Source organism: Azospirillum sp. UENF 112521, from assembly GCF_058780665.1.
This window is the reverse complement of sequence record NZ_JBSNCI010000002.1, coordinates 1,714,137-1,739,705: the sequence shown is the minus strand read 5'-3', so window position 1 is coordinate 1,739,705 and position 25,569 is coordinate 1,714,137. Positions and strand designations below refer to the sequence as shown.

General features: G+C 66.7%; 28 protein-coding genes. 13 read left to right on the top strand and 15 right to left on the bottom strand.

Annotated elements, in window-relative coordinates:
* Positions 1-31: 31 nt before the first annotated feature.
* Entirely contained in the window at positions 32-178 is a 147-nt protein-coding gene (locus ACWPN8_RS10515; RefSeq protein ID WP_158285369.1) for a hypothetical protein, read from the bottom strand.
* A gap of 506 nt (positions 179-684) precedes the next feature.
* Between ACWPN8_RS10515 and ACWPN8_RS10510 the strand changes: the two genes are divergently transcribed.
* Positions 685-1,773 (top strand): TRAP transporter substrate-binding protein, encoded by a 1,089-nt coding sequence (locus ACWPN8_RS10510; RefSeq protein WP_109096878.1) that lies wholly within the window; start codon positions 685-687, stop codon positions 1,771-1,773.
* An 85-nt stretch (positions 1,774-1,858) separates the two neighbouring features.
* Here ACWPN8_RS10510 and ACWPN8_RS10505 read toward each other — a convergent pair whose 3' ends face one another.
* The gene (locus ACWPN8_RS10505; RefSeq protein WP_109452562.1) at positions 1,859-2,302 is read right to left on the bottom strand and encodes a MaoC family dehydratase; all 444 of its coding nucleotides are present in this window, start codon (positions 2,300-2,302) and stop codon (positions 1,859-1,861) included.
* Positions 2,303-2,424: 122 nt separating this feature from the next.
* On the opposite strand from ACWPN8_RS10505, the gene ACWPN8_RS10500 reads away from it, so the two are divergent.
* A complete protein-coding gene (locus ACWPN8_RS10500; RefSeq protein WP_492240738.1) occupies positions 2,425-3,012 on the top strand; it encodes a TetR/AcrR family transcriptional regulator in 588 nt (195 codons plus the stop codon).
* Between the two features lie 83 nt (positions 3,013-3,095).
* On the opposite strand, the gene sciP is transcribed toward ACWPN8_RS10500, so the two are convergent.
* The 6 genes from sciP to ACWPN8_RS10470 form a co-directional block, all read right to left on the bottom strand.
* Positions 3,096-3,422: a CtrA inhibitor SciP gene (gene sciP, locus ACWPN8_RS10495; RefSeq protein WP_492240737.1), complete on the bottom strand. Its 327-nt coding sequence runs from the start codon at positions 3,420-3,422 to the stop codon at positions 3,096-3,098.
* Between the two features lie 189 nt (positions 3,423-3,611).
* A complete protein-coding gene (locus ACWPN8_RS10490) occupies positions 3,612-4,364 on the bottom strand; it encodes a flagellar hook assembly protein FlgD (RefSeq protein ID WP_109096875.1) in 753 nt (250 codons plus the stop codon).
* A gap of 77 nt (positions 4,365-4,441) precedes the next feature.
* A complete protein-coding gene (locus ACWPN8_RS10485; RefSeq protein WP_492240736.1) occupies positions 4,442-6,328 on the bottom strand; it encodes a flagellar hook-length control protein FliK in 1,887 nt (628 codons plus the stop codon).
* Positions 6,329-6,599: 271 nt separating this feature from the next.
* Positions 6,600-7,109, bottom strand: coding sequence for a flagellar basal-body protein (locus ACWPN8_RS10480; protein ID WP_492240735.1), 510 nt, complete (start codon positions 7,107-7,109; stop codon positions 6,600-6,602).
* Positions 7,102-7,485: a rod-binding protein gene (locus ACWPN8_RS10475; RefSeq protein ID WP_455177929.1), complete on the bottom strand. Its 384-nt coding sequence runs from the start codon at positions 7,483-7,485 to the stop codon at positions 7,102-7,104. Before ACWPN8_RS10475 ends, ACWPN8_RS10480 begins: the two co-directional genes overlap by 8 nt.
* Before the next feature lie 5 nt (positions 7,486-7,490).
* The gene (locus tag ACWPN8_RS10470; protein ID WP_109096872.1) at positions 7,491-8,633 is read right to left on the bottom strand and encodes a flagellar basal body P-ring protein FlgI; all 1,143 of its coding nucleotides are present in this window, start codon (positions 8,631-8,633) and stop codon (positions 7,491-7,493) included.
* Between the two features lie 230 nt (positions 8,634-8,863).
* On the opposite strand from ACWPN8_RS10470, the gene ACWPN8_RS10465 reads away from it, so the two are divergent.
* The 3 genes from ACWPN8_RS10465 to ACWPN8_RS10455 all read left to right on the top strand — a co-directional run bounded on the left by ACWPN8_RS10465 (position 8,864) and on the right by ACWPN8_RS10455 (position 10,461).
* A complete protein-coding gene (locus tag ACWPN8_RS10465; protein WP_109096871.1) occupies positions 8,864-9,289 on the top strand; it encodes a flagellar assembly protein FliX in 426 nt (141 codons plus the stop codon).
* Between the two features lie 273 nt (positions 9,290-9,562).
* Complete coding sequence (gene dksA, locus ACWPN8_RS10460) at positions 9,563-9,982, top strand: RNA polymerase-binding protein DksA (protein ID WP_012974451.1); 420 nt, start codon at positions 9,563-9,565, stop codon at positions 9,980-9,982.
* Between the two features lie 260 nt (positions 9,983-10,242).
* Complete coding sequence (locus tag ACWPN8_RS10455) at positions 10,243-10,461, top strand: DUF6494 family protein (RefSeq protein WP_109096870.1); 219 nt, start codon at positions 10,243-10,245, stop codon at positions 10,459-10,461.
* On the opposite strand, the gene ACWPN8_RS10450 is transcribed toward ACWPN8_RS10455, so the two are convergent.
* Positions 10,424-11,533, bottom strand: coding sequence for an ATP-grasp domain-containing protein (locus tag ACWPN8_RS10450; protein ID WP_492240734.1), 1,110 nt, complete (start codon positions 11,531-11,533; stop codon positions 10,424-10,426). The genes ACWPN8_RS10455 and ACWPN8_RS10450 overlap by 38 nt on opposite strands.
* Positions 11,534-11,809: 276 nt before the next feature.
* Between ACWPN8_RS10450 and ACWPN8_RS10445 the strand changes: the two genes are divergently transcribed.
* From ACWPN8_RS10445 to ACWPN8_RS10435, 3 genes are all read left to right on the top strand, one after another.
* Positions 11,810-11,962 carry a DUF1289 domain-containing protein gene (locus ACWPN8_RS10445; RefSeq protein WP_492240733.1) on the top strand — a complete coding sequence of 51 codons (153 nt, stop codon included), beginning with the start codon at positions 11,810-11,812 and terminating at the stop codon, positions 11,960-11,962.
* A gap of 84 nt (positions 11,963-12,046) precedes the next feature.
* Positions 12,047-12,211 carry a hypothetical protein gene (locus ACWPN8_RS10440; protein ID WP_158285367.1) on the top strand — a complete coding sequence of 55 codons (165 nt, stop codon included), beginning with the start codon at positions 12,047-12,049 and terminating at the stop codon, positions 12,209-12,211.
* A 164-nt stretch (positions 12,212-12,375) separates the two neighbouring features.
* The gene (locus ACWPN8_RS10435) at positions 12,376-12,567 is read left to right on the top strand and encodes a hypothetical protein (protein WP_492240732.1); all 192 of its coding nucleotides are present in this window, start codon (positions 12,376-12,378) and stop codon (positions 12,565-12,567) included.
* A 196-nt stretch (positions 12,568-12,763) separates the two neighbouring features.
* Here the strand turns inward: ACWPN8_RS10435 and flgH are convergent, their stop codons facing one another.
* The 4 genes from flgH to flgF are packed head-to-tail and all read right to left on the bottom strand — an operon-like array spanning position 12,764 to position 15,927.
* Positions 12,764-13,528, bottom strand: a complete 765-nt coding sequence (gene flgH, locus ACWPN8_RS10430; protein WP_109096866.1) for a flagellar basal body L-ring protein FlgH — start codon at positions 13,526-13,528, stop codon at positions 12,764-12,766.
* A gap of 13 nt (positions 13,529-13,541) precedes the next feature.
* Positions 13,542-14,333: a flagellar basal body P-ring formation chaperone FlgA gene (flgA, locus tag ACWPN8_RS10425; RefSeq protein ID WP_492240731.1), complete on the bottom strand. Its 792-nt coding sequence runs from the start codon at positions 14,331-14,333 to the stop codon at positions 13,542-13,544.
* A gap of 54 nt (positions 14,334-14,387) precedes the next feature.
* Positions 14,388-15,173 carry a flagellar basal-body rod protein FlgG gene (gene flgG / locus ACWPN8_RS10420; RefSeq protein ID WP_042700394.1) on the bottom strand — a complete coding sequence of 262 codons (786 nt, stop codon included), beginning with the start codon at positions 15,171-15,173 and terminating at the stop codon, positions 14,388-14,390.
* A 31-nt stretch (positions 15,174-15,204) separates the two neighbouring features.
* Positions 15,205-15,927, bottom strand: a complete 723-nt coding sequence (gene flgF / locus ACWPN8_RS10415) for a flagellar basal-body rod protein FlgF (RefSeq protein ID WP_098739578.1) — start codon at positions 15,925-15,927, stop codon at positions 15,205-15,207.
* 539 nt (positions 15,928-16,466) lie between these two features.
* Between flgF and ACWPN8_RS10410 the strand changes: the two genes are divergently transcribed.
* Genes ACWPN8_RS10410 through ACWPN8_RS10395 form a run of 4 tightly spaced genes read left to right on the top strand, consistent with a single transcriptional unit; the run spans position 16,467 to position 19,783 of the window.
* On the top strand, positions 16,467-17,021 hold the full coding sequence (locus tag ACWPN8_RS10410; RefSeq protein WP_492240730.1) for a flagellar basal body-associated FliL family protein: 555 nt from the start codon (positions 16,467-16,469) through the stop codon (positions 17,019-17,021).
* A 28-nt stretch (positions 17,022-17,049) separates the two neighbouring features.
* A complete protein-coding gene (gene fliM / locus ACWPN8_RS10405) occupies positions 17,050-18,123 on the top strand; it encodes a flagellar motor switch protein FliM (RefSeq protein WP_085089732.1) in 1,074 nt (357 codons plus the stop codon).
* Positions 18,120-18,788, top strand: coding sequence for a DUF6468 domain-containing protein (locus ACWPN8_RS10400; protein WP_109096864.1), 669 nt, complete (start codon positions 18,120-18,122; stop codon positions 18,786-18,788). Before fliM ends, ACWPN8_RS10400 begins: the two co-directional genes overlap by 4 nt.
* On the top strand, positions 18,785-19,783 hold the full coding sequence (locus ACWPN8_RS10395) for a MotE family protein (RefSeq protein ID WP_492240729.1): 999 nt from the start codon (positions 18,785-18,787) through the stop codon (positions 19,781-19,783). The genes ACWPN8_RS10400 and ACWPN8_RS10395 overlap by 4 nt, the downstream gene beginning before the upstream one ends.
* A 56-nt stretch (positions 19,784-19,839) precedes the next feature.
* On the opposite strand, the gene parC is transcribed toward ACWPN8_RS10395, so the two are convergent.
* Together parC and recO are read right to left on the bottom strand one after the other, a co-directional pair.
* Positions 19,840-22,065 carry a DNA topoisomerase IV subunit A gene (gene parC / locus ACWPN8_RS10390; protein WP_492240728.1) on the bottom strand — a complete coding sequence of 742 codons (2,226 nt, stop codon included), beginning with the start codon at positions 22,063-22,065 and terminating at the stop codon, positions 19,840-19,842.
* Positions 22,066-22,085: 20 nt separating this feature from the next.
* Positions 22,086-22,808 (bottom strand): DNA repair protein RecO, encoded by a 723-nt coding sequence (recO, locus tag ACWPN8_RS10385; protein WP_492240727.1) that lies wholly within the window; start codon positions 22,806-22,808, stop codon positions 22,086-22,088.
* A gap of 255 nt (positions 22,809-23,063) precedes the next feature.
* On the opposite strand from recO, the gene ACWPN8_RS10380 reads away from it, so the two are divergent.
* A complete protein-coding gene (locus ACWPN8_RS10380) occupies positions 23,064-25,541 on the top strand; it encodes a sensor domain-containing protein (protein ID WP_492240726.1) in 2,478 nt (825 codons plus the stop codon).
* Positions 25,542-25,569: the final 28 nt, after the last annotated feature.

Below are 25,569 nucleotides of genomic sequence, written 5' to 3'. Positions count from 1 at the left end.
CGGGGCCGTAACCCCCGGCACGGCCGCCCGATCAGCGGTTCAGGTGCTCAAGCAGCAGCTTGACCACCTGCAACAGCAGGATCAGGAGAGTGAGGATTTTGTCCATCCTCTTGCCCTCCGTCAGTGCGGCGCGGGCGGTGGCCGTTCCGCCGCCCCGACCGCCGCGCAAACATGCCAAGCATTACCATCGGCTGGATCCGGAAGTTGCATGTGAATGCATTTGTTCGCCCTTATGGGTGGGCGAACGCCGTCGGCGGAACCGTTGGCATCGCAAGGTCGTCACGGCCAAGCCCATGAACGAAAGTAGGGGTGGGTGCCGTTTCGCCTGTCGAATATATCATCGGTACATGTAACCATTCAGGCAACGACAAGACGGTTCCGCGGTTGATCGATACGGCTGATGGCTGCTCGCCAGAGCGGATACAGGATTGCCATGCCATCCCGCGATGCATTGCTTTGAAAAATCCCGGATAGAGCGATGACCACTTGGCGCCGCTCCAGTCGCGTGAGCGCACTGTATTTTTTACGCGACGAAATAAAACCGGAATGGAAGCTATGCAATTTAACGAATTGTCGGGTAGACGTTGCGATTTCTAGGATTGTTCGGACACCATAGTGTCTTCTGTTCGGCAAGTGGCGTCATCGCTCAACCGGCGCCATGGCCATAACGATGAGGAAACGTTCATGAAGCGTCGTTCCTTCCTGACCTCCGCCGGTGTCGGCGTCGCCGCCAGCACGCTTGCGGCCCCGGCCATCGCGCAGAGCCAGCCGGAGATTCATTGGCGTCTGGCGTCCAGCTTCCCCAAAAGCCTGGACACCATCTACGGTGCCGCCGACACCATTGCCGCCCGCGTTGCCGCCGCGACCGACGGGAAATTCACCATCCGCCCCTTCGCCGCCGGTGAGATCGTTCCCGGTCTGCAGGTGCTGGACGCGGTGCAGAACGGCACGGTCGAGTGCGGCCACACCGCCAGCTATTACTATGTCGGCAAGGATCCGACTTTCACCTTCGACGCGACGGTGCCCTTCGGCCTGAACGCCCGCCAGCAGAATGCCTGGATCTACAATGGCGGCGGCATGGCCCTGCTGCGCGAGTTCTTCGACGGCTATGGTGTCATGAACTTCCCGGCCGGCAACACCGGCGTGCAGATGGGCGGCTGGTTCCGCAAGGAGATCAAGACCGTCGAGGATCTGAAGGGCCTGAAGTTCCGCATCGGCGGCTTCGCCGGGCAGGTGCTGGCCAAGCTGGGCACGGTGCCGCAGCAGATCGCCGGCGGCGACATCTACCCGTCGCTGGAAAAGGGCACCATCGATGCCGCCGAGTGGATCGGACCCTACGACGACGAGAAGCTCGGCTTCAACAAGGTCGCCAAGTACTACTACTATCCGGGCTGGTGGGAAGGCGGGCTGAACGTCTCGCTGCTGGTCAACAAGCAGCAGTGGGACCAGCTGCCCAAGCAGTACAAGGCCGTTCTGGAAGCCGCCTGCTTCGAGGCCAACCTGACCATGAACGCCAAGTACGACGCGGAAAACCCGGCGGCTCTGCGCCGTCTGGTCGCCGGCGGCGCTCAGTTGCGGCCCTTCCCGCGCGAGGTGATGGAAGCCTGCTACAAGGCGGCGACCGAACTGTATGAAGAGACTGCCAAGACCAACCCGAAGTTTGCCAAGATCTACGAGCCGTGGAAGAAGTTCCGCGACGACGAATATCTGTGGTTCCGGGTGGCCGAGAACTCCTTCGACAACTTCGCCTTCACCGCCGGTCTGAAGCGCTGACGGTCAGTGTTGACGGCATAGGTTGACGTTTGCAGCCCCCGCATCCTGTCCCGGATGCGGGGGCTTTCTTTTACGCCTGTTCCCGTCAGGCCGGACGGCCGGGGGCCAGCAGGTTGGCGATCATGGTCTGCACCACCTCGCCGTTCTGGTTGAGGGTGGTGGTCTTCACCCGCAGCACGCCCTGGTCGGGCCGCTTGGCGGAACGCCGGGCCTCCAGAACTTCCATCTCAATGCGCAGCACGTCGCCGGGACGGGTCGGGCGCGGCCAGCTGATCTGGTCAACCCCCATGCCGATATAGCCGCCGGCCAACTCGGCGTTGCTTCCCACGATCATCCGCATCGTCATCCCGGCGGTGTGCCAGCCGCTGGCAGCCAGTCCGCGGAACAGCGTGTCCTTCGCCGCCTCGGCGTCCAGGTGGAATGGCTGCGGATCGAACTTTTCGGCATAGGCGACGATTTCCGCCGCATCGACCGTGACCGGTCCGCCAGTGAAGCGGTCGCCCACCGCGACATCCTCGAAATAGCGCATCCCCCGGAACTCCATTCTTGATGATACAGACCTGTCTCTTCATTGCGATGGTAGAGACAGGTCTGTATCATTGTCAATGCCGGGCTTGGACCCGGCCGTTGTGAACGGGTGGGGGTTGGCGGATGGGTGGAGTCGAAGGCGAGAGGAGGCCGGCGCGCGAACGGATTCTCGACACCGCGGCAGAGCTGTTCTATCGCGAGGGCATCCGCGCGGTCGGCATCGACACGATCATCGCCCGGTCCGGCGTCGCGAAGATGAGCCTTTATCGGAATTTCGCATCGAAGGACGATCTGGTCTGCGCCTATCTGGAGCGCAGCATGGTCCAGCACGCCGCTTGGTGGGACCGGGTGACTGCGCGCCACCCTGGCGATTCGCGCGCCCAGATGAAGGCGATCTTCATGGCGCTCGGCCATTGGATCGATCATCCGAAATTCCAGGGCTGTCCCTTCACGACCGCTGCCGCCGAACTTCGTGATCCCGCCAACCCCGCACGGGCGCTGGCGCTGGCGCATAAGCGCATGGTCCGCGACCGCCTGCATGCGATGGCGGTCGCGGCGGGCGCCGATGATCCGGACCGGCTGTGCGGTCAGTTGCAGCTTCTGATGGAAGGCGCCTATGCCGCCGGCCGCGCGCTGGATCTGGGGCCGGGCAACGAGGCGGTGGCGAGTGCGGCTGCGGCCCTGATCGATGGGGCCTGCGCGGAGAAATAATCACCCGAGGCTTGGCGATACATCTAACGCAAGAAAGCGCCGCAGGACGGACCCACGGCGCTTCCTCAAGCCGGCACGTTGCGTCAGTCGGCGCCGATGCGGTCGCGCACCGCCTGGCCGGGACGATAGTCCTGCAATCGGGTGGCGCGCAGGCCGCGCATCCCGTGGCTGTCGATCAGCCTCTGCCAGGACAGGAACTCCTCCACCGACAGCGTGTAGCGGCGGCAGGCTTCCTCCAGGCTTATCAGGCCCGAACGGACGCCAGCGACCACTTCCGCCTTGCGGCGCATCACCCAACGCTTGGTGTCGGGCGGGGGAAGGTCGTTTTCGGTCATGGGACGCCCCTCAGGACCAATGACCGATGCACCGGCTGCTGAGTTGTCGCCGATGTCGAATTCGATGAGTGCCATGCGCGGACGCTCCAACCCAAACTGTGGATTCCACGATTTCGGGGTACTGTATGCGCCGGCACTTAACAAATGCCTAAACGAAAGGGTTAACTTTTTATCGGGTGGTAGTTGCTCACCCGAACGGACAGGGCGGTCGCGGCGGCCCATCCGTCCAGGCTTGCGGCAATCGGTCGGTACAACGGATCCGGGTCAGTAGACGGTGGTCAGCTTCGATAGCGGGACTTCGCTGGCGCCGATGTTCAGCACCGTCTCGCCGTCCTTGTTGTTGCCGATACCGGCGACCGTGCCGAAGGTGTAGGTGGTGGTCTTGATAGTGTCGTTCTTGTTCTCGGACACCGGCGCCACGTTCATGCGATAGGTGCCGGGCTGCACCGCGCGGCCGTTGTTGTCCTTGAAGTCCCAACTGACGGCATGCTTGGTGCCGGCGGTGGTTTCGCCGGGCATCGAGCGGATGATGTTGCCGTTGGAGTCCAGGATGTCGACGCGCACCGACTTGGCCGAGGTCGCCAGCTCATAGCCCAGCGGCGCCTGCGTCATGCCCTGCGAGTACTGGAAATTGTCGCCCTCGAAGGCGACGGTCCGGCCGAGATAGGCGAGGTTGGTCGAAGCGGTGCCGGCCGACTGCAACTGCACCAGCTTGTCCAGGCGGCTGTTGGTGCCGATGTTCTGCTCGACGTTGGCGAAATCGACCAGCTGCTTGGTCATGTCGTTGGTGTCGAGCGGCTTCAGCGGATCCTGGTTCTTCATCTGCGTGGTCAGCATGGTGAGGAACGTCTGGAAATTGTCGCCCAGCCCCTTGGTGGCCGATGCCGTCTTTTCCGCATCGGTCTGCGGCGTCTTGGAGGTTTCGGTCGCCGTCTTCGACCCTTTGGAAAGACCACCCGAATAGGTGCCGTACTGGTTCACGGTCGGGGTGTTGGTGGTGTTGGTGGTCGTGGTCATGGCGGTCGTCCTTTATGGCCCTGTCGGCCGGAATCTCTGATGCGACGGTGGGATGCGGCCGGGTCGGCCGGCCCCGCTCAGGCGCGGATGTCGACGCGCCCGTCGCCGAGCGTCGCGGTGTAGACGGCTCCATCGGACCCGTCATCGTCGCCGCCACCGCCGAAGCCGTGGCCGCGCTTGCCCGATCCGGTCCCCTTGCCGTCGCCCCGGCCCTCGCCTGCGAAGGGATTGCCTTCGCCGCGCAGGCTGAAGTTCAGGCTGTTGGCGTCCGTCTGCAATCCAGCGTCTTGCAAAGCGCGTTCCAACCCGCGGCTGTCGCGTTGCAGAAGTTCGAGCGTCTGTGCCTTTTCCACCGCAACCATCGCATTGACCCGGCCATCGGCGCCGATGTCCAGCTTGATGTCGATCCGGCCCAGTTCGGCCGGATGCAGGTTGATGGTTAACTGGTCGACCTCGTCGGCGACGCTCTTCTTGATGTGGACGGCGATCTGGTCATGCACGCCCATCGGCATGCCGGCGCCGCGCGACGGACGCAGGGTCGCGGTGGCGGCCTGCGGCTGGTCGAGGCCGGGAATGCCGGCATGGATCCCTTCCATCGCGGCGAGCGCCGGATGGGTGTGCGGGCTGGCGGCGGAAGCGCCGGTCGCGGCGGTTCCGTCAATGCCTCCGATACCCTCCAGGGCTTTGGCGGCGGTGCCGGTCGCGGCTGCCGCGACTGTTTCCGCCACCGGCATGGCCGGCGCTGTGGGTGGGGTCGGCTGCTGCATCGCGGTCTGCGCCTGGGGCTGGGCATCGTTCCGGCTGCCGCCCTCGGTTCCGGTATGCTTGCCGGATTGCCTGGCATCGCCGACCTTCGCCTTGGCGGCGGCCAGCAGATCGGCGAAGCGGTCGGGCAGGGCGGTGTCGTCGGTCGGCAGGGCCTCGGCGTCGGGCCGTGCGCCGGGCTCGGCCTGGGTTGCATCCGCGGTTTGGGCGGCATCGCCGCCGACTGCGGCGGTCTTGCCGCCGGCTTTCGCCGCGGCTTCCGCACCCGCCTGACCGGCCGCCGAGGCACCTGTGGCAGCGGCCTGCGCCTGGGCAAGCTGGGCTGCGAGCTGGGCGGTGGGATCGACAGGCGCGGCCGATCCGGTTGCAGGGGTGTCGGCACCGCCGGCCGCGTCGTCGGTGCTGTCCGGTGCCTTCGTCTGTCCGGCCGGCATCAGGCCGGCAAGGATCAGGTCGCTCGCCTGCGGGATCGGTTGCTGCGCCATGGGCTGGACAGGCGGCAGCGGCTGGTCGGTGGGCTGGTCGGTGGGCTGTCCCTCGGCGGCGTCATCCGACATGTCCTCACCGCCGGCGTCGGCCATGGTTTCACCCTGTGCCGCGGCGTCGGCCGAGGCGGACTCATCGGTCGCGGCGGCGTCCTTGGCATCGGCGGTACTGGTGGCTGTCGCCGCATCTGCCTTGTCCGCTCCCGCCTTATCTGCATTGACCTTATCCGGGCTGCCGGAGGCCTTGTCGGTCCTGGACAGGTCTTTGGCCGGCCTCTCGGCCTTGGCCGGGCGGTGGTCCTCCTGGCGGGCCTGCACCTTCGGGTCGTCGTTCTTGCCGGCCTTCGGCTCGGCCGCGCGCGTCGCATCGGCGGCATCCTGCCGACGCCGGGTTTCAGCGGTCCGGTCGCGGGTCAGGTCGGGCTTCGGCTCCGTGCGCACCGGCTGCCGGCGCTGGGCCTCTGCGGCGCGGGCGTCCCTGGCATCCTTTGCAGCCTCCTTGGCGGCGTCCTTCGCCGCTTCCTTCGCCGCGTCTTTTGCGGAGTCGCGGGCTGCCGCGTCGGCCTGCTCGCGCTTGCGCGCCGCGGCATCGGTCAGCATGCGGTCCATCATCTTGGAGAACAGGTCGTTCTTCGTCCCAGTCCCCTGCGTCTGCTGGGACTGGCTGAGACCGTCGAACAAGGACGCGGCGATTTTGTTCGATTGGACTTCCATGGAAGGGCCTCTCAGGGACGGCGGAACGCACCGACGGCGATGCGCTGGGACCAATGCAACGGACGGGCCAACCTCGGCTCCCCGTCATCGGGCCTGCCGGCGTAGGATTGGGACGGCAGTTCCCGCCGCATCGCACGGTCAAGACCGGCAAATTCCGCCGGGTGCGGGGCCTTTCTTGCCGCAGGCTGCGGGCACAAAAAGAAAAAGGCCGCCCCGTGGAGAGAGGTGGCCGTCCGAAAAGCTCGGCAGTCATGGATGGAGGCTGATCGGATCAGAGCCGGGTATTCAGCGCCGCCGAGGTGCGCGGCCCGCTGGGCGGCGCGGAGTAACCGCGGCCGCCACCCATGTGGGCGGCATAGGCGGTGGTCGGCGCCTTCTGCTGGCGGGTGATGACGGTCACCACGGTGTCGACCATCACCTTCTGCGCCTCGCCACCGATGCGCAGGGCCTCGGCATTGTCGGCGGTGGCCGCATAAAGCCTGCCGGTGGCGTCCTTCAGCGACGTCTTCAACTCCTGCGGCAGGGCGACCAACCCCTCGCGGTCGACGCGCAGCATGCGGCTGATCTCCTCATAGACCAGGGTCATCGGCTGCTTGTCCTTGACGACCTGCGCCAGTTCCTTGGCCGGGCGGCGGGCGCGGACGGCGGCGGCCTCGCGTTCCAGCAGGGCGGTCAGGCGGCCCATCAGCTCGATCAGCGCGACCGCGCGTTCCTGGGCGTTCTTCGGCAGGTTGGCGGCCGGCTTGGGCTGCTGGGGGAAACGAACGTCGACCTTATCCATGGCTGGCCTCCTGGGCGCGAAGAAGCTCTCCGTAAACCTGATTGGCGATGCCGAAGCCGCCGCGCTGGGTGATCTGCTTGCCGAACTGCTCGATCAGCATCGGGCGGAACATCTCTTCCCCGCGCCCGCCGCCGAAGGTCTCGTCGGTGCCGATCCCCTCGAACATCGGGCCCAGCATCTGCGAGACGAACTGGCTCTCGAACTCGTTGGCGGACTTGCGGATCTGGGCAAGCTTTGCCGGGTCGATCTTGGCCTCGAGATCGGAAATCTTTGCCAGGGTGCGCACGCCGAACCCGGCGGCCTGGGCGCGCTCCACCAGCGACGAGGCGGGCGGTGCGCTGCGCGCGGCCGAAGCGGTGGAAAGGGCGGGGCTCATGGACATCAGATCACCTCGATCTCGGCTTGCAGGGCTCCGGCGGCCTTGATCGACTGGAGAATGGCGATCATGTCCCGCGGTCCCACTCCAAGCGCATTCAAGGATTGTACCAACTCCTGCAAGGTCACCCCGGAATTCATCACGGCGAGGCGGTTGTTGGACTGGTCGTCGACCTGGATATCGGTGCGCGGCACCACCGCGGTCTGCCCCTGGCTGAACGGGCCGGGTTGGCTGACCTGCGGGGTTTCGGTGATGCGGATGGTCAGGTTGCCCTGGGCGATGGCGACGGTGGAGATGCGGACATTCTCGCCCATCACGATCACCCCGGATTTCTCGTCCACCACCACGCGGGCGACCTGATCGGGGGTGATGCGCAGCTGCTCGATCTCCGTCACCAGCCCCACCACGTCGCCGCGGCGCGAGTCCGGTACGTTGATGAGGACGGAGGCCGGATCAGTCGCCTGGGCGCGGTTGCCGCGCAGCTGGATGTTGATGGCGGTCGCCACCCGCTGGGCGGTGGTGAAGTCGGGATTGCGCAGGGAGAGGCGCAGCACCGGCAGCTCGGCCAGCGAGAACTGGATCTCGCGCTCCACGATGGCGCCGGAGGAGATGCGGCCGGAGGTCGGCACGCCGCGGGTGACGCTGGCTCCCTGGCCCTGGGCGGTGAAGCCCGACACGGCGATCGGCCCCTGCGCCACGGCATAGACCTCGCCGTCGGCGCCCATCATCGGGGTGACCAGCAAGGTGCCGCCCAGCAGGCTCTTGCTGTCGCCCATCGCCGACACGGTGACGTCGATGCGCGTGCCCTGCGCCGCATAGGCGCCCAGCGTCGCCGTCACCATCACCGCCGCCACGTTCTTGGTGCGCAGGTTGGTGCCGCGGGTGTTGACGCCCATCCGTTCCAGCATGCCGGTCAGGCTCTGCTCGGTGAAGGGGGAGTTGTTCAGGCTGTCGCCGGTGCCGTTCAGGCCCACCACCAGTCCGTAACCGATCAGCATGTTGTCGCGCACGCCTTCGACATCGACGATGTCCTTGATACGGGCGGATGCGGCCAGTGCCGGTGCGGCCGGAATGCCGAACGCCAGCAGGGCGGTCAGCACGGCCAGGACGGCACGGCGGCGCAGAAGGCGAAAGGCGGTGGGGATCATGACGCGGACACTCCTGAACTCGTGCCCATCCCTATACAAACGCCGTGCCAGAGACCGTAAGCGGCGGCTTTCGGTGCCTGTCCTGAAAAACGCCCGGACTATGGCGCCTTTCGGTCACAGCCGGCCGGCAATTTTTGCCCGATTGCGGCAAGCCTTGACCGGATGTTAAGGTTGATCCATCTACTGTGTGCGCGTTTACGAATCCTTTACTGCAAACGGTTGCACGGATCATGAAAGTCGAAGGCTCCGGAAACATACGCGGCGGTGGGTCTGTCCGCCGCACCGGCAAGGCCGAAGGCTCGTCCGGCGCGGCCTTCTCCAAGCAATTGGTGGGAGAGACCGGCTCGGCCCACGGCGTCAGCGGCACCGCCGCCTCCGCCGGTGTTTCGGGCGTGCTGGCCTTGCAGGAGGTTGACGTCACCGACGACGCCACCGCGCGCGCGTCCCGCGGCAAGATGCGGGCGGAGGAGATGCTTGACCGTCTGGAGGAAATCCAGCACGGGCTGCTGTCCGGCACGCTGTCGGTGCAGAAGCTGGCCGATCTGGCGAAGGTGGTGCAGACGCGCCGTGCCCAGGTCGACGATCCGGGGCTGGCCGAAATCCTCGACGAGATCGACCTGCGCGCCCAGGTCGAACTGGCGAAGCTGACCTCCTGAATTGACCGGTCGCTTTTGCGGCCGCTTCAAGCGTTGATTCGGGCGCGAGCGCCTGTGGGGCGGGGAGCCGCCGATGAGAGAGCCATGCGGTGGCCGGATTCGCCCGTGCATGGCCGCCAGCAGGTGGCGGCGAATCTGCAACGCTGACAAATCTTTTTTATTCCAAGGGCTTGTTTGGTCGTTGCGGGGGCGAACCAATGGGTTGCGGTCGTGCCGTGGCGTGCCTATACTCCGCGCCGCCCGGATCACCCCTTTTTCGCTGGATGCTTTCGGATGACGTCGCCGCTTCTGCCCCAGAACTATTCCCCGTCGGAAGACGAGGAGTTCATGAACCCGATCATGCGGGAGTATTTCCGCCAGAAGCTGCTGCGCTGGCGCGCGGAACTGCTGGCGGAATCCACCGGCACGTTGAACAGCCTCCAGGAAGGCGGTATCCAGGAACCGGATATCGCCGACCGCGCCTCGGCCGAGACCGACCGTGCGCTGGAGCTGCGGACGCGTGATCGCGAACGCAAACTGATCTCCAAGATCGACGCCGCGCTGGAGCGTCTGGTCGACGGCAGCTACGGCTATTGCGAGGAGACGGGCGATCCCATCTCCGTTCGCCGGCTCGATGCCCGACCGATCGCGACGCTGAGCCTTGAAGCCCAGGAGCGTCACGAGCGGATGGAACGGACCCAGCGCGACGACTGACGCCGCGCCGTTTTCCGGTCCCGCAGACGATCAGCACAGTGCCGCTCACCGGGGGCAGGGCGGTGCGTCGCGTCGGCACTGCATGGGACGGATGGCACCGAACGGATGGAAAGCGCAGGTCCCGACCGGCGCTTTCGTCGTTTCTGGCCTGTTGCCGCCGCCTTGCATCCGTTGGCATCAGGGCCGGCGATGGAACCAAGCCGTCCTCACGGGGTTCGGAACGTCATTCGAAACGACGGTTCCCAGCCGGGAGGGCAGCCATGGACAACGAGACCCTAAACCTCGACCTGCGTAAGTTCCTGAAGCAGGTCGGCGTCACCTCGCAGCGGGAGATCGAGCTTGCGGTCGGCCGCGCGCTGGCCGAAGGCCGGCTGGACGGGGTGAAGTCTCTGTCGGCCCGCATGGTGCTGACGGTCGATGGTATCGACTTGACGCACGAAGTTACGGGTGAGCTGTCGCTTGAACAGCCGCCGGAGTGATGGCCCGGGTGCCATGGAGATGCGGGGTAACGGTCAGGATCGCGGCGGTCAGCCGGCGTTCGGTCCATGGCACATCGTGGTGGGCCGAGGTCAGGTAGGGACTGTTGGGATCGCGGACCCATTCGCTCGGGAACAGCGCAACCTGCCGGCCTGAGGTTCGGCCGAGGACCGCGTCATAGGGTTCCCCAGCCAGGGCGCAGGCCATCGCCCGGCACAGGTCGCTGCCGGCCAGGTTGCCGAGATGGGTTGTCTGGGTCGGCCGGGCATTGAACTCCAGGAAAACCGGCGGGCCGCCATCGTCCGGTAGAATGGCGTCGATGCCGCCGAATCCGGAATAGCCCGTCATGTCCACCATCCGGCGGGCCATGTCGATCAGCCCGGAATGGGGGGTCAGTTCGATCACGGATGCCGGGCCGAAGGGGGCCGGCTCATGACGCAGGACCGTGTAGGCAAAGGCTTCCAGCATTTTCCCGCCCAGCGCGCAGAATGATACCGACGCTGCGCGTCCGCGCAAGAATTCCTGTGCGACCGCCTGCTGGTCCGGGTGTTCCGCCGACCGGCTTGCCGCCAGGGCCATCGCCTGTTTGGTGGAGGATGCGAAAAACACCCCGCGGCCGGCCGAACTGCCGTCGTATTTCAGCAGAAGCGGTTCGCCAAGCCCGGCCAGATCGGCCGCAGCGGTACGCTGCGGATCGACGGCGACCTGACGCGGTGTCCGGATGCCCGCCGCCGCCGCCATTTCAACACAGCGAGACCGCTTCTCTTCCCAGGAGTCGTCGCTGCACCAAGCCTGGACGAACCGCAGATTGCGGGCGTCGGCGCTGTCCACCTTTACCCGTTCCTGCAACCGTCCCGCCAAGCCGAGCACGCGGACGGCGGATTCCTCGCAGCCGATGACGATGTCGGCCCGGAACTGTGCCGCCGCCCGCGCGGCGATCACGGTCAGGTCGTCTGCTGCCAATTCGGAAGAGAAGCAATGCCGGCCGTCGATCTGGTCGCAGAACTCGAGCAGGGAGTTCTTCGGGCAGATGACGAACACACGAAACCCTGCCGCCTTCAACGCGGCAGGCATTCTCGCGGTACCGTAACGATACATCGCGCAGGACACCAGCAATGCCGTGGGCATGCACACCTTCGCGTGGGAGAAAACAGGATGGTGGTTTAAAGCCTGATCGTTTTATCGGCAATCGACACTGCTGCCGACATCGTACATTGTCTCAACAGGCATGCGAGGAATGGGAAACCCCCTGTTTTGGCAGCCGCTGTCCTAGAACCGGACCGCTTGAGGCAAAGCAGCCTTTCGGTTAGGGATGGCCGCTGAGCGCCAATCCCGAAGGAAGCCAGTTCCATGAGCGACGATCCCGACTGCCTGGGCATGTGCGCCATCGACGGCGATGTCTGTACCGGTTGCGGCCGCACGCTGGATCAGATCAACGCCGCCCTGGAGCGCGCCGATGCCGATGCCGATGCCGATGCCAAGCCCGAGTCTCCCGCTGGCTGAGGCGGTCGGACCAGTCCGCGACGATCTTCCGACTTTGCTGTTGTCCTCGTCATCGCCAGACGAGACTCATTGAGGAGCAGCATCATGGTCGACCAGCCGAACCAGCGACCCGCCGACGCCGCCCGCGACGACCAACCGCAGAAGCCCGCCGATGCCAACAAGGAGGGGGGCGGCACGATCAGCAGCGAGACCGTGAAGGCGCAGGAGGAAGCCGCCAAGGACCGTGCCCGCGAAGGCGGCTACCAATAAGCGGACGACCGGCGATGAGACGGCCCGGCTCCCGATGAGGGGCCGGGCCGTTTCGTTTGACGGTGTCGCGCCGGAAACGTGATGCACGCAACAGCGGGCGGTTTGAGTGGAGCCTATGGTCATCCTCGACCGGCCGATCATGGCCGGGATGAGGGAGACGACCCATGACGAGCGGCCTCACCCTGTCCCAGAGCGCTACCAACGCGGCGGACCTGATCGACTGTGTCGCCCAGCGCGAGGCTTACCGCCGCGCCACCGAACTCATCGGTCCGGCTTTGGCGCGGGTCGGCGGCAACATGGCCATCGGCACGATGGATGGATTCACTGCGGGATCGCCGCGGTCGCTGGAAGGCTGAAGCGGCGCAGCGCATCGGCTTTGCAGGAAATGGCGGCCCGGCAACATCGGCCCGGCACAACCCTCCGGCCGGCAGCAATTTCCCATCCGGCAGCAGCGCATCGCAGGGACCGCGGCGGTTCCTGACGCACCCCAGGGCCACGGAGGGGTGCCTCCCGCCATGGCCCTCGGATGCGTCGCCGTTACCCCGACAATCCTCAGAACGGCATGATGATGTCGTACAGCTGCTGGCCGTAGCGCGGCTGCTGGACGTCGCTGATCTGGCCGCGGCCGCCGTAGGAAATGCGGGCTTCGGCGATCTTCTCGTAGCTGATGGTGTTCTGCGCGGTGATGTCCTCGGGACGGATCACGCCATGGATCTGCAGGTCGCGCAGCTCGTAGTTCACGCGGACCTCCTGGTGGCCCTGGATGACCAGATTGCCGTTGGGCAGGGTCTGGGTCACCAGCGCCGCCACCTTCAGCTCGATCTTCTCGTTGCGGTCGACCGAGCCCTTGCCGTCGTTGTTGGTGTCGCTCGACAAATCCACCAGGCTGGCGGCCGAGGCGCCGGCCGGCAGGACGCGGCTCAGTGTGGCGCCTTCCAGGCCGAACAGGCTCGGCATGCCGGCCTTTTCGGTGTTGGCGCGCGACCGCTTGCTCTCGTTCGACAGCTTGGCCTGATCGGCGATGGAAATGTTGATGGTCAGGATGTCGCCGACCTTGGCCGCACGCTGGTCCTTGAAGAAGGCCTTGGCACCGGTCCGCCACAGCGAGTTCGGGTTGCGCTCCGTCGGCAGCGGGGTCGGCATCGGCAGGCTGACCGGCTGGTAGCCGGTGCGGGCCTGCGGGTCCTGGATGCCGCTCATCTCGGGAGCCTTGCCGATGTCGGCGATGCGCGACGCGGCGCCGCAGGCGGTCAGCGAGGTGGCAGCGGTGGCGATCATCGCGAGGCGGATCAGGCGGGCGGTCAGGGTGGCGGACATTGGAGCTTTCTCCTTACTGCGCGATGATGCCGGGCTTTGCCACGGCGACGACGTTGGGGCCCGCGACCGTCGCTTCGACGATGCGGTTGGATTGGGTGTTCACGACGCGGATGACCTCGCCCTTGCCGCCGTCCTGCAGGGCCTTGCCCTGGGTCGTCAGCGTCATCGACTGGGTGGTCAGGGTGATGGTGACCATCGAGCCCTTGTCGACCATGCGCGGCGATTGCAGATCGCGCAGGCGGACGGGCTGGTTCGTCGACACGCCGCGCTTCGGCGTCATGCCGATCAGCTGCGCGTCGGTGGCGGCGGTGTCGCTGGTGGTCTGGTCGGCGCGCACATCCTGCCAGTCGATGTCGCCCGGGCCGATGACGTCGCCGGGGATGATCCGGCGCGACAGCACCGGGATTTGCACGACGCCGAAGGCGCGGCCCGACACCGGCAGGCGGACCTGGCTGCCGGTCACCACGATCTCGGCGGCGAAACGGCCCTGGACCGGGCTGTAATAGAGGTTCTCCACCGCCAGCCCGCCGGCGCCCTGGGGGGCGCGCAGCTCCACCGCGCGGCTGTCCAGCTCCATCTGCAGCCGGCCGGCGGTGATGACCCGCGACAGCGCATCCGACAGGACCGCTTCCACATGCGGCATCCCGTACACCACGTCGGGCGCCAGTCCCTGACCGGCCGAAGCCGGAGCCATCGCCGAGGCTGCGTCGGCCGGCCCGATGCCGAACCCCATGACCGGACCGGTCAGCAGGGCGGCACCGAGGAGCAGGGCGGGCAGGCGGCGGGTGGCGAGGGGGCGGATCATGGCGGTGGTTCCCGATGTGGAGGCTGAAGCGAGGCGCCGGCGATGTCGGCGGCGTTACTTCATCTGGCTGGCCTGCTGCATCATCTCGTCGGTGGTCTTGATGACCTTGGAGTTCATCTCGTAGGCGCGCTGTGCGGTGATCAGGGTGGTGATCTCCTGCACGACGTTGACGTTGGAGGTCTCCAGCGCACCCTGGGTGACGCGGCCGAAGCCGGGAGCGCCGGGGTTGCCGGTCACCGCCTGGCCGGACGCGCCGGACTCCATGAACAGGTTGTCGCCGGTGGCTTCCAGGCCGGCGGCGTTGGCGAAGGTGGCGAGCTGGATCTGGCCGACATTCTGGGTGGCGGTCTGGCCGTCCAGTTTGATCAGCACCTCGCCCGACGAGTTGATGGAGATGTCCACCGCGTTGGTCGGGACGGTGATGTTCGGCTGGATCGGATAGCCGTCGGCGGTGACGATCATGCCTTCCGGCGACAGCTTGAAGTTGCCGGCGCGGGTGTAGGCGGTGTCGCCGCTGGGCAGCGTCACCTGGAAGTAGCCCGAGCCGTTGATCGCAACGTCCAGCTTGTTGTCGGTGATGTTCAGGTTGCCCTGTTCCAGCACGCGGGCCACCGCGGCGACACGCACGCCGGCACCAACCTGCACGCCGGTCGGCACCACGGTGCCGGCATCCGACGAGGTCGAGCCGATGCGGCGGAAGTTCTGGTACAGCAGGTCCTGGAACTCGGCCCGCTGCTTCTTGTAGCCGGTGGTGGTCGAGTTGGCGATGTTGTTGGAGATCGTCTCGACGTTGAGCTGCTGGGCGATCATGCCGGTGGCGCCGATGGCGAGGCTGCGCATTCTGGTCTTCTCCTCTCGTCGTCGGTCTGGATCAGGCGGTGCGGCCCAGACGCTGAAGCATCGTGCGGATGCGCTCGTGTTCGTTGTCCATCATCTTCTGAGCGGACATGTACTGACGCTGGATGTCGATCATCTGCGTCATCTCGACCACGGGCTTCACGTTGGAACCTTCTAGCAAGCCCTGTGCCACTTTCGTCTCGACCGGGGCCGGCTGCGGCTGCTCGTCGGTGACGTACAGGCCGTTGCCGACCTCGGTCATCAGCTGCTCGGTCTTGAAGGTGACGATGTTCAGCTTGGCGACCGGGCCCAGCTCGGTGGCGACGGTGCCGTCGCCGCTGACCTTCACGTCGCTGGTGCCGGCCGGAATGGTGATGGGCTGGCCGTTGTTGGACAGCACCGGCAAGCCGCCGGCATCCACCAGCTGGCGCTGGTCGTTCAGGCGGAAATTGCCGGCGCGGGTGTAGCGCGGGCCGCTGGCGGTATCGACGGTGAAGTAGCCCTGGCCGGTCAGCGCCAGATCCAGCGGGTTGCCGGTCTGCGTCATCGGGCCGTTGGACAGGTCGCGCACCACCGCGCGGTCCTGGACGAAGCTGACCTTCTCGTGCAGGCCGGGCTTTTCCAGATATTCGGTGAACAGCATCCGCTGGTTCTTGTAGCCGGTCGTGTTCATGTTCGCGATGTTGTTCGACGTAACGTCCAGCTGGCGTTGCAGCGCCATCTGGCGCGACAGGGCGACGTAGATCGAATTTTCCATCTTGCGGCCTCTTCACCTTGCGAACGGATCGAACGACAGCGTCCGACCGGCGAAAGGGGTATTGCAGGCGCCGTGCCAATTTCGCCGAAGCCTTGGAATCTGCGGAATACGGACAAGGGGGAAGCGTTCCCGCCGGGTGGGGTAGGGGATGCCGGGCAGAATCTGCCGGGGGGAAGGCGTTCCTTGCCGGGTGTCGCCGGGCAAGACTCTCCCGTTCCCGCCGCACGATGGGGCGGCGGGGCGATAGTGGGGCGGGCCTGCAATCCCAAGGGCAATACCAATGGGGACGGCGGGCTGCCGGGGGCGGACTCCGGGCGCGGCTGCGCTCCGACCGGAAGGCGGATGCACTGCGGGCGCGGATCGCCGGGCAGTCCCAATCAAGAACCGTGCCGAAATGGTGACAGATGGGGGAAACCTGCCCGTCCGGGGCGGTCCATTCCCCACTCGAAAGGAGTTATTAACTATCCCAAAAGTAGCTTTGAGCCTGTCAGGCGGCGCATGCCTGAGCCGTTGCGTACCTCGAACGATCCCAGGATGTCATGGCTGCCGAAACCGATGCCGGTGAATTGACCGACGGCCTGCCCCGGAAGAAATTCAGCGGCAAGAAGCTGGTGCTGTTCGTCGTTCTGCCCCTGGTCCTGCTGATCGGTGCCGGTGCCGGCGTTTACTTCTCCGGTCTGCTCGACGGGCTGCTGGGCAAGGAGAAGCCGGCGGAGGAGGGGGAGCATGCCGCGTCTGCGGAAGGCGAACATGGGGCCGAGGCCGGCAAGGGCGACGCCGCCCATGCCTCCCCGATCTTCTATGACCTGCCGGACATGCTGGTGAACCTGAACACCGGCAACAAGCGTCCGGCCTTCCTGAAGATCAAGATCTCCATCCAGCTGTCGAAGCCGGAGGATGTCGGGGCGGTGGAGCATGTGCTGCCGCGCATCATCGACAATTTCCAGGTCTACCTGCGCGAGCTGCGCCTGGAGGATCTGCGCGGGTCGGCCGGCATGTACCGGCTGCGCCAGGAACTGCTTCTGCGCATCACCGCCGCCGCGTTCCCGGTGAAGGTGAAGGACGTGCTGTTCAAGGAAATGCTGGTCCAGTGAGGGCCCGGTCAGGTGGGGATAGGGGCCGATGAGCGACACCGGTGAACTGAGCGAAGAAGAACGGCTTGCCGCCGAATGGGCCGCATTGGCCGAGGACAGCGGCGATGTCGGCGACATGGGCGGCGGCGGGTCGACCCGCGTCCTGAACCAGGACGAGATCGACAGCCTGCTGGGCTTCGACCAGGGTGGCGCCGGCGACGGCGACAACTCCGGCATCATGGCGCTGGTCAACTCGGCGCTGGTCAACTACGAACGCCTGCCCATGCTGGAGGTGGTCTTCGACCGCCTCGTCCGCATGATGTCCACCAGCCTCCGCAACTTCACCTCCGACAACGTCGAGGTCAGCCTCGACCAGATTTCCTCGGTGCGTTTCGGCGATTACCTGAACTCCATCCCGCTGCCGGCGATGCTGTCGGTGTTCAAGGCGGAGGAGTGGGACAATTATGGCCTGATGGTCGTCGACTCCGCGCTGATCTATTCCATCGTCGACGTGCTGCTCGGCGGCCGGCGCGGCACGGCGGCGATGCGCATCGAAGGCCGTCCCTACACCACCATCGAACGCAACCTCGTGGAACGCATGGTCCATGTGGTGCTGTCCGACCTGTCCGCCGCCTTCGATCCGCTGTCACCCGTCACCTTCCGCTTCGACCGGCTGGAAACCAACCCGCGCTTCGCCACCATCGCGCGTCCCGCCAACGCCGCCGTGCTGGTCAAGCTGCGCATCGACATGGAGGATCGCGGCGGCCGGCTGGAGCTGATGATCCCCTACGCGACGCTGGAGCCGGTGCGTGAGCTGCTGCTTCAGATGTTCATGGGCGAGAAGTTCGGCCGTGACTCGATCTGGGAAACCCACTTGGCTTCCGAGCTGATGGTGACGGACGTCGATCTGTCGGCCGTGCTGGACGAGGTGACGATGACGCTGCACGACGTGCTGAACTGGCGCGTCGGCACCCGCATCCTGCTGAACGCCACCCCCGACGGCGCGATAGAACTGCGCTGCGGCGACGTGTCGATGTTCCAGGGGCGGATGGGGCGCAAGGGCGGGCACATCGCCGTCCGCCTGGAAAAGGAACTGCCCAAGCAGGAGGTCATGAGGTTATGAGTCCGCTGGTCTCCATCATCATCGACGTCGTGATGGTCGGCCTGCTGGCCGCCACCATCGCCTATGCGATCATCCTGAACCGGCAGATCATCGCGCTGCGCGAGAGCCGCGGCGAGATGGCCGAACTGATCCAGGGCCTGAACGACGCGATGGGGCGGGCAGAGACCGGCGTGCGCACGCTGAAGAAGGCGGCGGGCGACACCGGCGAGGATCTCCAGCGCACGGTGATCAAGGCACAGGCCCTGCGTGATGAGCTGCAATTCATGATCGAGGCGGGCGACACGCTGGCCAACCGGCTGGGCGGCGTCGGCGAGCGTGACGGCGGTCGCGATGGCGGTCGCCGCGACAGCGGGCGTGATGGCGGCCGTTCCGTGGCGGTTGCCCCGGTTCTAGCCGCGCGCAGCCCGGCAAAGGCGCCGCTGGTGGCGCCGCGTCCTGCCCTGCGCAGCCTGCCGGTCGAGGATGACCACGACCATGACGACCACGCCCCGCCGCCGCCTCGGCTGGACGCGCCGCCGCGCCGGGCCGCCGCCCGCGCCGAACCGCCGGCCGAGGCACGCGAGCCCATCGCCCGTGACCCCATTACTCGTGACGGGGAGAGCCTGTCGCGGGCCGAACGCGAACTGCTTCAGGCTATCGAGAACGCCGGCAAGGGGCTTGGATGACCATGCGCACCAGTGACGGCAGGCCCGCTGCGGCGGGCGGCGAACCCAAGGTCGTGATCCGCCCGGCTGGCGCCGCCCCGACCGGCGTCCGCACCTCTCCCACGCTGGCCGCCCAACAGGCCCAGCAGGCGCAACTGCCGGCCGTCCGCTCTGCGGCGGGAAAGGTGCCGGCGAAGAAGGGCAAGGCGAAGGCCAAGGCGCGCAAGCCGGCGACGCCGCGGGTGCCTTTGACCCAGCGGCTGAGGGCGCGGATGCGCGGCGCCCGTTTCCGTCTGCTGCCGCTGACCATCTTCGTCGCGGTGCTGATGCTGGGCGTGCGGGTCGGCGATCTGTGGCGCCTCGCCACCCATGACGCCCGCCTGCCCGACTTCCCGGTCAGCCTTGCCCAGGGGCCGCAGGGCTCCACCCCGGCGACGCCGCCCATCCAGATGGCGGCTGGGCAGACGGCGGCCGGGCAGACTCCCGCCGCGACCACCAAGCCGGCCGGCAAGGACGCTCCCCCGGCTCCCGGCGGCTCCAGCGGTCCGGCCAACGCACCGGCGGCCAATGCGCCGCTGGCACCGCTCGGTCCTATCGACAATCAGGAACTGCTCCAGCATTTCGCCGAACGCCGCGCCGAGATCGAGCGCCGCACCAAGGAGATGGAGCAGCGTGAGGCCTTGCTGGCTGCTGCCGAGAAGCGGATCGACCAGAAGGTGGCGGAAATGGAGAAGACCCGTTCCGACATCCAGAAGCTGATGGCCCAGGGCGACGAGAAGCAGTCGGCCCAGCTGGAAAGCCTGGTGAAGATCTACGAGACGATGAAGCCGAAGGAAGCCGCCCGCATCTTCGAGGAACTCGACATGCCGGTGCTGCTGGGCGTCATCCAGAAGATGAAGGAACAGAAGACCGCGCCGATCCTGGCCGCCATGGATCCGGTGAAGGCCAAGGAGGTCACCTCGGCCCTGGTCGAACGCCGCGTGCCGCTGACGGCGACGGTCACGACGCCGAAGTAAAAACAAAGACGCCCTCTCCCGCGGTGGGAGAGGGCGCTTTTTTCCAGTTACAGCTCTTACAGGAACCGGTTGTTCTTGGGGAAGCCGTTCGGCGGCATCTTGCCCTGGCCGGCGCGGTCGCCCATCCAGCCGGTCAGGTCGCTGACGGTGAAGTTGCGCTCGCCGTTCTTCCAGCTCAGTCCCTCGGCCAGCGTGAAGGTCTTCACGTCGGCGACGCTGGCGTCCTTGTACTTCTGAAGCTGGACGCCCTTGCCGCGGGTCATCACCGGCACCTGCTCCAGCGGGAAGACCAGCATCTTCCTATTGTTGCCGATGATGGCGAGCGTATCGCCGCTCACCGGCTGGCAGATGCGGGCGGACTTGCCGTCCTCCAGGTTCAGCACCTGCTTGCCGGCGCGGGTCTGCGCCAGCACCTCAGCCTCCTCGACGCGGAAGCCGCGGCCATCCTCCGACACCACCAGCAGGGTGCGGCCGGGCTGGTGGCGGAACAGGTCGACGATGTCGACGTCGTTGCCGAGGTCGATCATCAGCCGGACCGGCTCGCCGAAGCCGCGGCCGCGCGGCAGCTTGTCGACGCCGATGGTGAAGAACTTGCCGTTGCTGGCGAAGACCAGAAGCTTGTCAGTCGTCTCGCACCGCTCGATGAAGCCGCGCGCGTCGCCGTCCTTGTACTTCACATCCTCCGCCTCGGCGTCGGTCAGGTGGCCGCGCACCGTGCGGATCCAGCCCTTGGCCGAGCAAATCACGGTCACCGGCTCGCGTTCCACCAGCGCGTCCAGCGGCACCTCGATCACCGTCGGCGCGTCGGCCACGTCGGTGCGCCGCTTGCCGAGCGCGCCGGCGCCGAACTTCTTCTTGATCTCGGCCACGCCCTCGGCGATCCGCTTCCAGCGCAGGGTCTCGTCGCCCAGCAGCTCCAGCAGGCCATTCTTCTCGGTGGTCAGCGCCTCGTGCTCGCGCCGGATCTCCATCTCCTCCAGCTTGCGCAGGTTGCGCAGGCGCATGTTGAGGATGGCGTCGGCCTGCACGTCGGTCAGGGTGAAGGCGCGGATCAGCTCCTGCTTCGGCTCGTCCTCCTCGCGGATGATGCGGATGACCTCGTCGAGGTTCAGGTACGCGGCGAGATAGCCGCCGAGAACCTCGAGGCGATGGTCGATCTGCTTCAGCCGGTGGTTGGAGCGGCGGACCAGCACCTCGTGCCGGTGGTCGAGGAAGGCCTGGAGCACCTCGCGCAGGTTCATCACCCGCGGCACATGGTCGGCGCCCAGCACATTCATGTTCATCGAGAAGCGGATTTCCAGGTCGGTGGCCTGGAACAGCGAGGCCATCAGCACCTCGGGATCCACGTTGCGGGTCTTTGGCACCAGGACGAGACGCACGTCCTCCGCCGATTCGTCGCGCACGTCGTCCAGCAGGATCAGCTTCTTGGCCAGCAGCAGCTCGGCGATCTTCTCGACCAGCCGCGCCTTCTGCACCTGATAGGGCATTTCGGTGACGACGATCTGCCAGGTGCCCTGGGCGAGCTTCTCCACCTCCCAGCGGGCGCGCAGGCGGAAGGCACCGCGGCCGGTGCGGTAGGCCTCGATCACATTCTGCGGCGACTCGACCAGTACGCCGCCGGTGGGGAAATCCGGGCCGGGCATGAAGCCGACCAGCGTCTCGATGCTGGCGTCGCGGTGCTTGATCAGGTGGCGCAGCGCGTCGCAGATCTCGCCGACATTGTGCGGCGGGATGTTGGTGGCCATGCCGACGGCGATGCCGCTCGACCCGTTGGCCAGAAGGTTGGGGAAGTTGGCGGGCAGCACCGCCGGCTCGTCGCCGTCGCCGTCATAGGTCGGGCGGAAATCGACGGCGTCCTCGTCGATGCCCTCCAGCAGCGCCTTGGCGACCTCGGTCAGGCGGGCTTCGGTGTATCGCATCGCCGCGGCGTTATCGCCGTCGATGTTGCCGAAATTGCCCTGGCCGTCGACCAGCGGGTAGCGGACGGAGAAGTCCTGCGCCAGCCGCACCAGCGCGTCGTAGACGGAGGTGTCGCCGTGCGGATGGAACTTGCCGATCACGTCGCCGACGACGCGGGCCGATTTCTTGGGCGGCGTCGTCGGTTCCAGCCGGAGCTGGCTCATAGCGAACAGCAGGCGTCTGTGCACCGGCTTCAGCCCGTCGCGCACGTCGGGCAGCGAGCGGGACATGATGGTGGACAGCGCGTAGCTGAGATACCGCTCGCCGAGCGCGTCGGCCAGCGGCTTTTCCAGGATTTCGGAGGCGGGATTTTGCGGCTTCATGATGATGGGGTCTAGCAGTTTCAGGCCGAACGCGCTACCGCGTTCGCGTAACGTTCTCTTAAGCGTTCACGCGCGGGCGGCAGCGGCCCGTTCAGCACGTGGCGTTCCAGGAAATGAGCGGTCAGGCGCAGCCCGTCGGCCACAGCCGCCGGCCCGCCGCCGCCGCGCCCGGCCAGGAAATCGGGCAGGGGAAGCAGACGGTCGCGGTAGGGCTCTCCCACCGATGCGGTCACGGCGCGGCCGGTGCGCGGACTGACATAGGCGAGATAGTCGTTGGCCCCCGACACCGCACAGCGGTCGAGGTCGAGGCCGAATCCAAGCTCGGCCAGCAGTCCGATCTCCCACCGTACATAGGTCTCCGCCCAGGCCGGCCCGTCCAGCAGGCCGAACAGGGCGAGCAGCCCGTCGAACAGGGCAGGGTGCGCCTCCCGCTCCGGCAGCGCCGCCTCCACCAGCGCGCAGGCGCTGATCAGGGCGGCCAGCGCCTGGGCATCGTCGAAGAAATTGGCGGCATAGCCCTTCACCGACTCCAGCGTGAAATGGCCGAGATGCTCAGGCAGCCGGCCGCGCCAGCGGGCATGGACCAGCGTTCCCGGTTCCAGCGTGCCGCGCTGGCGCACCGAGCGTCCGCCCATAACCATCCCGGCATGGCGGCCGTGTTCGCGCGTCAGCAAAGTCGCGACGGCGGACCCTTCCCCCTGGGGACGGGAGGACAGAACGATTCCCTGATCGGACCAATCCATCGGTGCCGGTTTCGGAAGAAGTGGCGAGCTATCCTAATATAGGAAAAAATTTCGCGGAAGGAACCCTCGGCAACCGCGATAACGGCGTGCTTGGAGCATTTATGGTTTCTTCACCAAAAAGCCCATACCATCGGACCCTCAACGGTGGGAGGCCCCACCAATCGCTGACCGCCGACGGGTCCGACGAGGGGTCTTGAACACCAACATCGACCGATATCTGCTGGCGGAAAAGGCCGGAACCGAAGGCGTCTGGGATTGGGACCTGCGCAGCGACACGCTGTACCTCTCCCCCGCTTCAAGGATTTCCTCGGGCTGCCGCAGGGCGATCCCAGCCGCGAGTCCAACCGGCCGAACGACTGGCTTTCGCTGGTCCATCCGGAGGACGTCGACTGGCTGCATGCCTCGTTCGAGGCGCAGATGGTCGGGCTGTCCGTCCCCTTCCAGATCGAACACCGCGTCCGCCGCGCCGATGCGTCCGCTGCGGCAAAGCCGCATTGGCGCTGGCTGGTCTGCCGCGGCATGGCGGTGATGGACAATTCGGGCGAGCCGATCCGGCTGGTCGGGTCGGTCGCCGACATCACCGACCGCAAGCATGCCGAACAGGAGCTGCGCCGCAGCGAGGAACGCTACGCGCTCGCCGCCGCGGCCAGCAATGACGGGCTCTATGACTGGGATCTGGTCACCGACCGCGTCTATTACTCGCCGCGATGGGCCTCGCTTCTCGGGCTCTCGCCGGCGGATCTGACCGACGAGCCGCAGGAGTGGCTGGGCCGCATCCTGGCGGCCGACCGCGCCATCCTGACCGATGCGATGGCCTCCCTCGGCCGGGCAGGGCCAGAATCGGAAAGCGAGGCGGAAGCGGCCTTCCAAGTCGAATACCGCATGCGCAACGCCGCCGGGGCGATCCGCTGGATGGCCTGCCGCGGCATCGCCGTTCTGGACGCCGCGGGCAAGCCGATCCGCCTCGTCGGCAGCCAGGCCGACGTGACCGACCGCAAGACCGCCGAGCAGCGCCTGCGCCAGAGCGAGGAGCGCTACGCCCTCGCCGCGGCAGGGGCCGCCGACGGGCTGTGGGACTGGCACATCGACAGCGGCGAGGTCTACTACTCGCCGCGCTGGAAGGCGATGCTCGGCTTCGAGGAGGCGGAGATCGCCGGCTCCGTCGACGAATGGTTCAGCCGGGTCATGCCGGGCGACCTCGACGGGCTGCGCACCGCGATCGGCCTGCACCTGGTCGGCGAGCGCCCGCACCTGCAGCAGGAGTTCCGCATCCGCGGCAAGGGTGGCCAGGAGATGTGGATGCTGGTGCGCGGGCTGGCCGTCCGCAATGACAAAGGCTTTGCCGTCCGCATGGCCGGCTCGATGACCGACATCACGGCGCGCAAGAAGGCCGAACAGCAAATCCTGTTCAACGCCGTCCACGACAGCATGACCGGCCTGCCGAACCGCACGCTTCTGCTGGACCGCATCGGGCAGGCGCTCGACCGCAACCGCCGTGCCGGCTCCCGTCCCTTCGCCACGATCATCATCGACCTCGACCGTTTCAAGGCGATCAACGACGCGCTCGGCACCAGCGCCGGCGACCGCATGCTGCGCATCGTCGCCGAGCGGCTGGACGTCAGCCGCCGCGTCGGCGATACGCTGGCCCGCCTGTCCGCCGACGAGTTCGCCGTGCTGGTGGACGAGATGGACGATGCCGGTGACGCGCTGGAGGCGGCGGAGCGGATGGCCCGCGCCATCTCCCGCCCGGTGACGCTGGCCGAGGGGCATGACGTGGTGCTGACCGCCTCCATCGGCGTGGCCCTGAGCCAGACCGGCTACGAGCGGGCGGAGGACATGCTGCGCGACGCCAGCCTCGCCATGTACCGCGCCAAGAGCGGCGGGCGGGCGCGCATCGACGTGTTCGACGCCAACCTGCGCCGGCAGGCGATGGCCGCGATGCGCATGGAGGCCGACCTGCGCGCCGCGCTGGAACAGGGGCAGCTCTGCCTGCATTACCAGCCCATCGTCCTGCTGGAGAGTGGTGCCATCGCCGGTTTCGAGGCGCTGATGCGCTGGAACCATCCAGACCGCGGCCTGGTGTCTCCGCTGGAGTTCATCCCGCTGGCCGAGGAGACCGGGCTGATCGCGCCGATGGGCCGCTGGGCGCTGGGAGAGGCGGTGCGGCAGCTGGCGGCGTGGCAGGCGCGCTTTCCCAGGCCCGTGCCGCTGTTCATGAGCGTCAACGTCTCAACCCGCCAGTTCCGTGACGACGACATCGTCGGCGCCGTTCGCGATCTGCTGGACGCGGTGGCGATCCCGCCCTCCAGCCTGAAGCTGGAGCTGACCGAGAGCCTGCTGGTCCAGGATCCGGACGAATGCCGGATGCTGATGCAGAGCCTGCGCGACATGGACGTTCGGCTGTCGATTGACGATTTCGGCACCGGCTATTCGTCGCTGGCCTATCTGCACAAGCTGCCGGTGGATGTGCTGAAGATCGACCGCAGCTTCGTCCGCGCGGTGTCGACGGGGGAGGGCAACGCCGCCATCGTCCAGGTCATTGCCGGCCTTGCCACCATTTTGCGGCTGGATTGCGTGGCGGAAGGGGTGGAAACGGCGGACGAAGCGGTGTATTTGCGCGGTCTGTGCCAATACGCCCAAGGCTACCACTTCGCCCGTCCCGCCCTGCCGGACTCGGTGGAGCGGCTTCTGGCCGCCGAGGATGAGCACGTCGCCCTGCCAGCACCGGCGTAGAGCCGCTGCGAGCCGTCGTTATTTGGAG

What these genes read in the sequence shown, in the direction of transcription:
- ACWPN8_RS10400 (WP_109096864.1), top strand. Translation starts at nt 18,120, where the DNA reads ATGAGTCCGCTGGTCTCCATCATCATCGACGTCGTGATGGTCGGCCTG.
- ACWPN8_RS10490 (WP_109096875.1), bottom strand. Translation starts at nt 4,364, where the DNA reads ATGACCACGACCACCAACACCACCAACACCCCGACCGTGAACCAGTAC.
- ACWPN8_RS10470 (WP_109096872.1), bottom strand. Translation starts at nt 8,633, where the DNA reads ATGATCCCCACCGCCTTTCGCCTTCTGCGCCGCCGTGCCGTCCTGGCC.
- ACWPN8_RS10455 (WP_109096870.1), top strand. Translation starts at nt 10,243, where the DNA reads ATGGACAACGAGACCCTAAACCTCGACCTGCGTAAGTTCCTGAAGCAG.
- ACWPN8_RS10395 (WP_492240729.1), top strand. Translation starts at nt 18,785, where the DNA reads ATGACCATGCGCACCAGTGACGGCAGGCCCGCTGCGGCGGGCGGCGAA.
- ACWPN8_RS10510 (WP_109096878.1), top strand. Translation starts at nt 685, where the DNA reads ATGAAGCGTCGTTCCTTCCTGACCTCCGCCGGTGTCGGCGTCGCCGCC.
- sciP (WP_492240737.1), bottom strand. Translation starts at nt 3,422, where the DNA reads ATGGCACTCATCGAATTCGACATCGGCGACAACTCAGCAGCCGGTGCA.
- flgA (WP_492240731.1), bottom strand. Translation starts at nt 14,333, where the DNA reads ATGATCCGCCCCCTCGCCACCCGCCGCCTGCCCGCCCTGCTCCTCGGT.
- ACWPN8_RS10410 (WP_492240730.1), top strand. Translation starts at nt 16,467, where the DNA reads ATGGCTGCCGAAACCGATGCCGGTGAATTGACCGACGGCCTGCCCCGG.
- ACWPN8_RS10475 (WP_455177929.1), bottom strand. Translation starts at nt 7,485, where the DNA reads ATGAGCCCCGCCCTTTCCACCGCTTCGGCCGCGCGCAGCGCACCGCCC.
- ACWPN8_RS10505 (WP_109452562.1), bottom strand. Translation starts at nt 2,302, where the DNA reads ATGCGCTATTTCGAGGATGTCGCGGTGGGCGACCGCTTCACTGGCGGA.
- flgF (WP_098739578.1), bottom strand. Translation starts at nt 15,927, where the DNA reads ATGGAAAATTCGATCTACGTCGCCCTGTCGCGCCAGATGGCGCTGCAA.
- ACWPN8_RS10485 (WP_492240736.1), bottom strand. Translation starts at nt 6,328, where the DNA reads ATGGAAGTCCAATCGAACAAAATCGCCGCGTCCTTGTTCGACGGTCTC.
- fliM (WP_085089732.1), top strand. Translation starts at nt 17,050, where the DNA reads ATGAGCGACACCGGTGAACTGAGCGAAGAAGAACGGCTTGCCGCCGAA.
- recO (WP_492240727.1), bottom strand. Translation starts at nt 22,808, where the DNA reads ATGGATTGGTCCGATCAGGGAATCGTTCTGTCCTCCCGTCCCCAGGGG.
- ACWPN8_RS10500 (WP_492240738.1), top strand. Translation starts at nt 2,425, where the DNA reads ATGGGTGGAGTCGAAGGCGAGAGGAGGCCGGCGCGCGAACGGATTCTC.
- flgG (WP_042700394.1), bottom strand. Translation starts at nt 15,173, where the DNA reads ATGCGCAGCCTCGCCATCGGCGCCACCGGCATGATCGCCCAGCAGCTC.
- ACWPN8_RS10450 (WP_492240734.1), bottom strand. Translation starts at nt 11,533, where the DNA reads ATGCCTGCCGCGTTGAAGGCGGCAGGGTTTCGTGTGTTCGTCATCTGC.
- ACWPN8_RS10465 (WP_109096871.1), top strand. Translation starts at nt 8,864, where the DNA reads ATGAAAGTCGAAGGCTCCGGAAACATACGCGGCGGTGGGTCTGTCCGC.
- dksA (WP_012974451.1), top strand. Translation starts at nt 9,563, where the DNA reads ATGACGTCGCCGCTTCTGCCCCAGAACTATTCCCCGTCGGAAGACGAG.
- parC (WP_492240728.1), bottom strand. Translation starts at nt 22,065, where the DNA reads ATGAAGCCGCAAAATCCCGCCTCCGAAATCCTGGAAAAGCCGCTGGCC.
- ACWPN8_RS10435 (WP_492240732.1), top strand. Translation starts at nt 12,376, where the DNA reads ATGACGAGCGGCCTCACCCTGTCCCAGAGCGCTACCAACGCGGCGGAC.
- flgH (WP_109096866.1), bottom strand. Translation starts at nt 13,528, where the DNA reads ATGTCCGCCACCCTGACCGCCCGCCTGATCCGCCTCGCGATGATCGCC.
- ACWPN8_RS10445 (WP_492240733.1), top strand. Translation starts at nt 11,810, where the DNA reads ATGAGCGACGATCCCGACTGCCTGGGCATGTGCGCCATCGACGGCGAT.
- ACWPN8_RS10480 (WP_492240735.1), bottom strand. Translation starts at nt 7,109, where the DNA reads ATGGATAAGGTCGACGTTCGTTTCCCCCAGCAGCCCAAGCCGGCCGCC.
- ACWPN8_RS10440 (WP_158285367.1), top strand. Translation starts at nt 12,047, where the DNA reads ATGGTCGACCAGCCGAACCAGCGACCCGCCGACGCCGCCCGCGACGAC.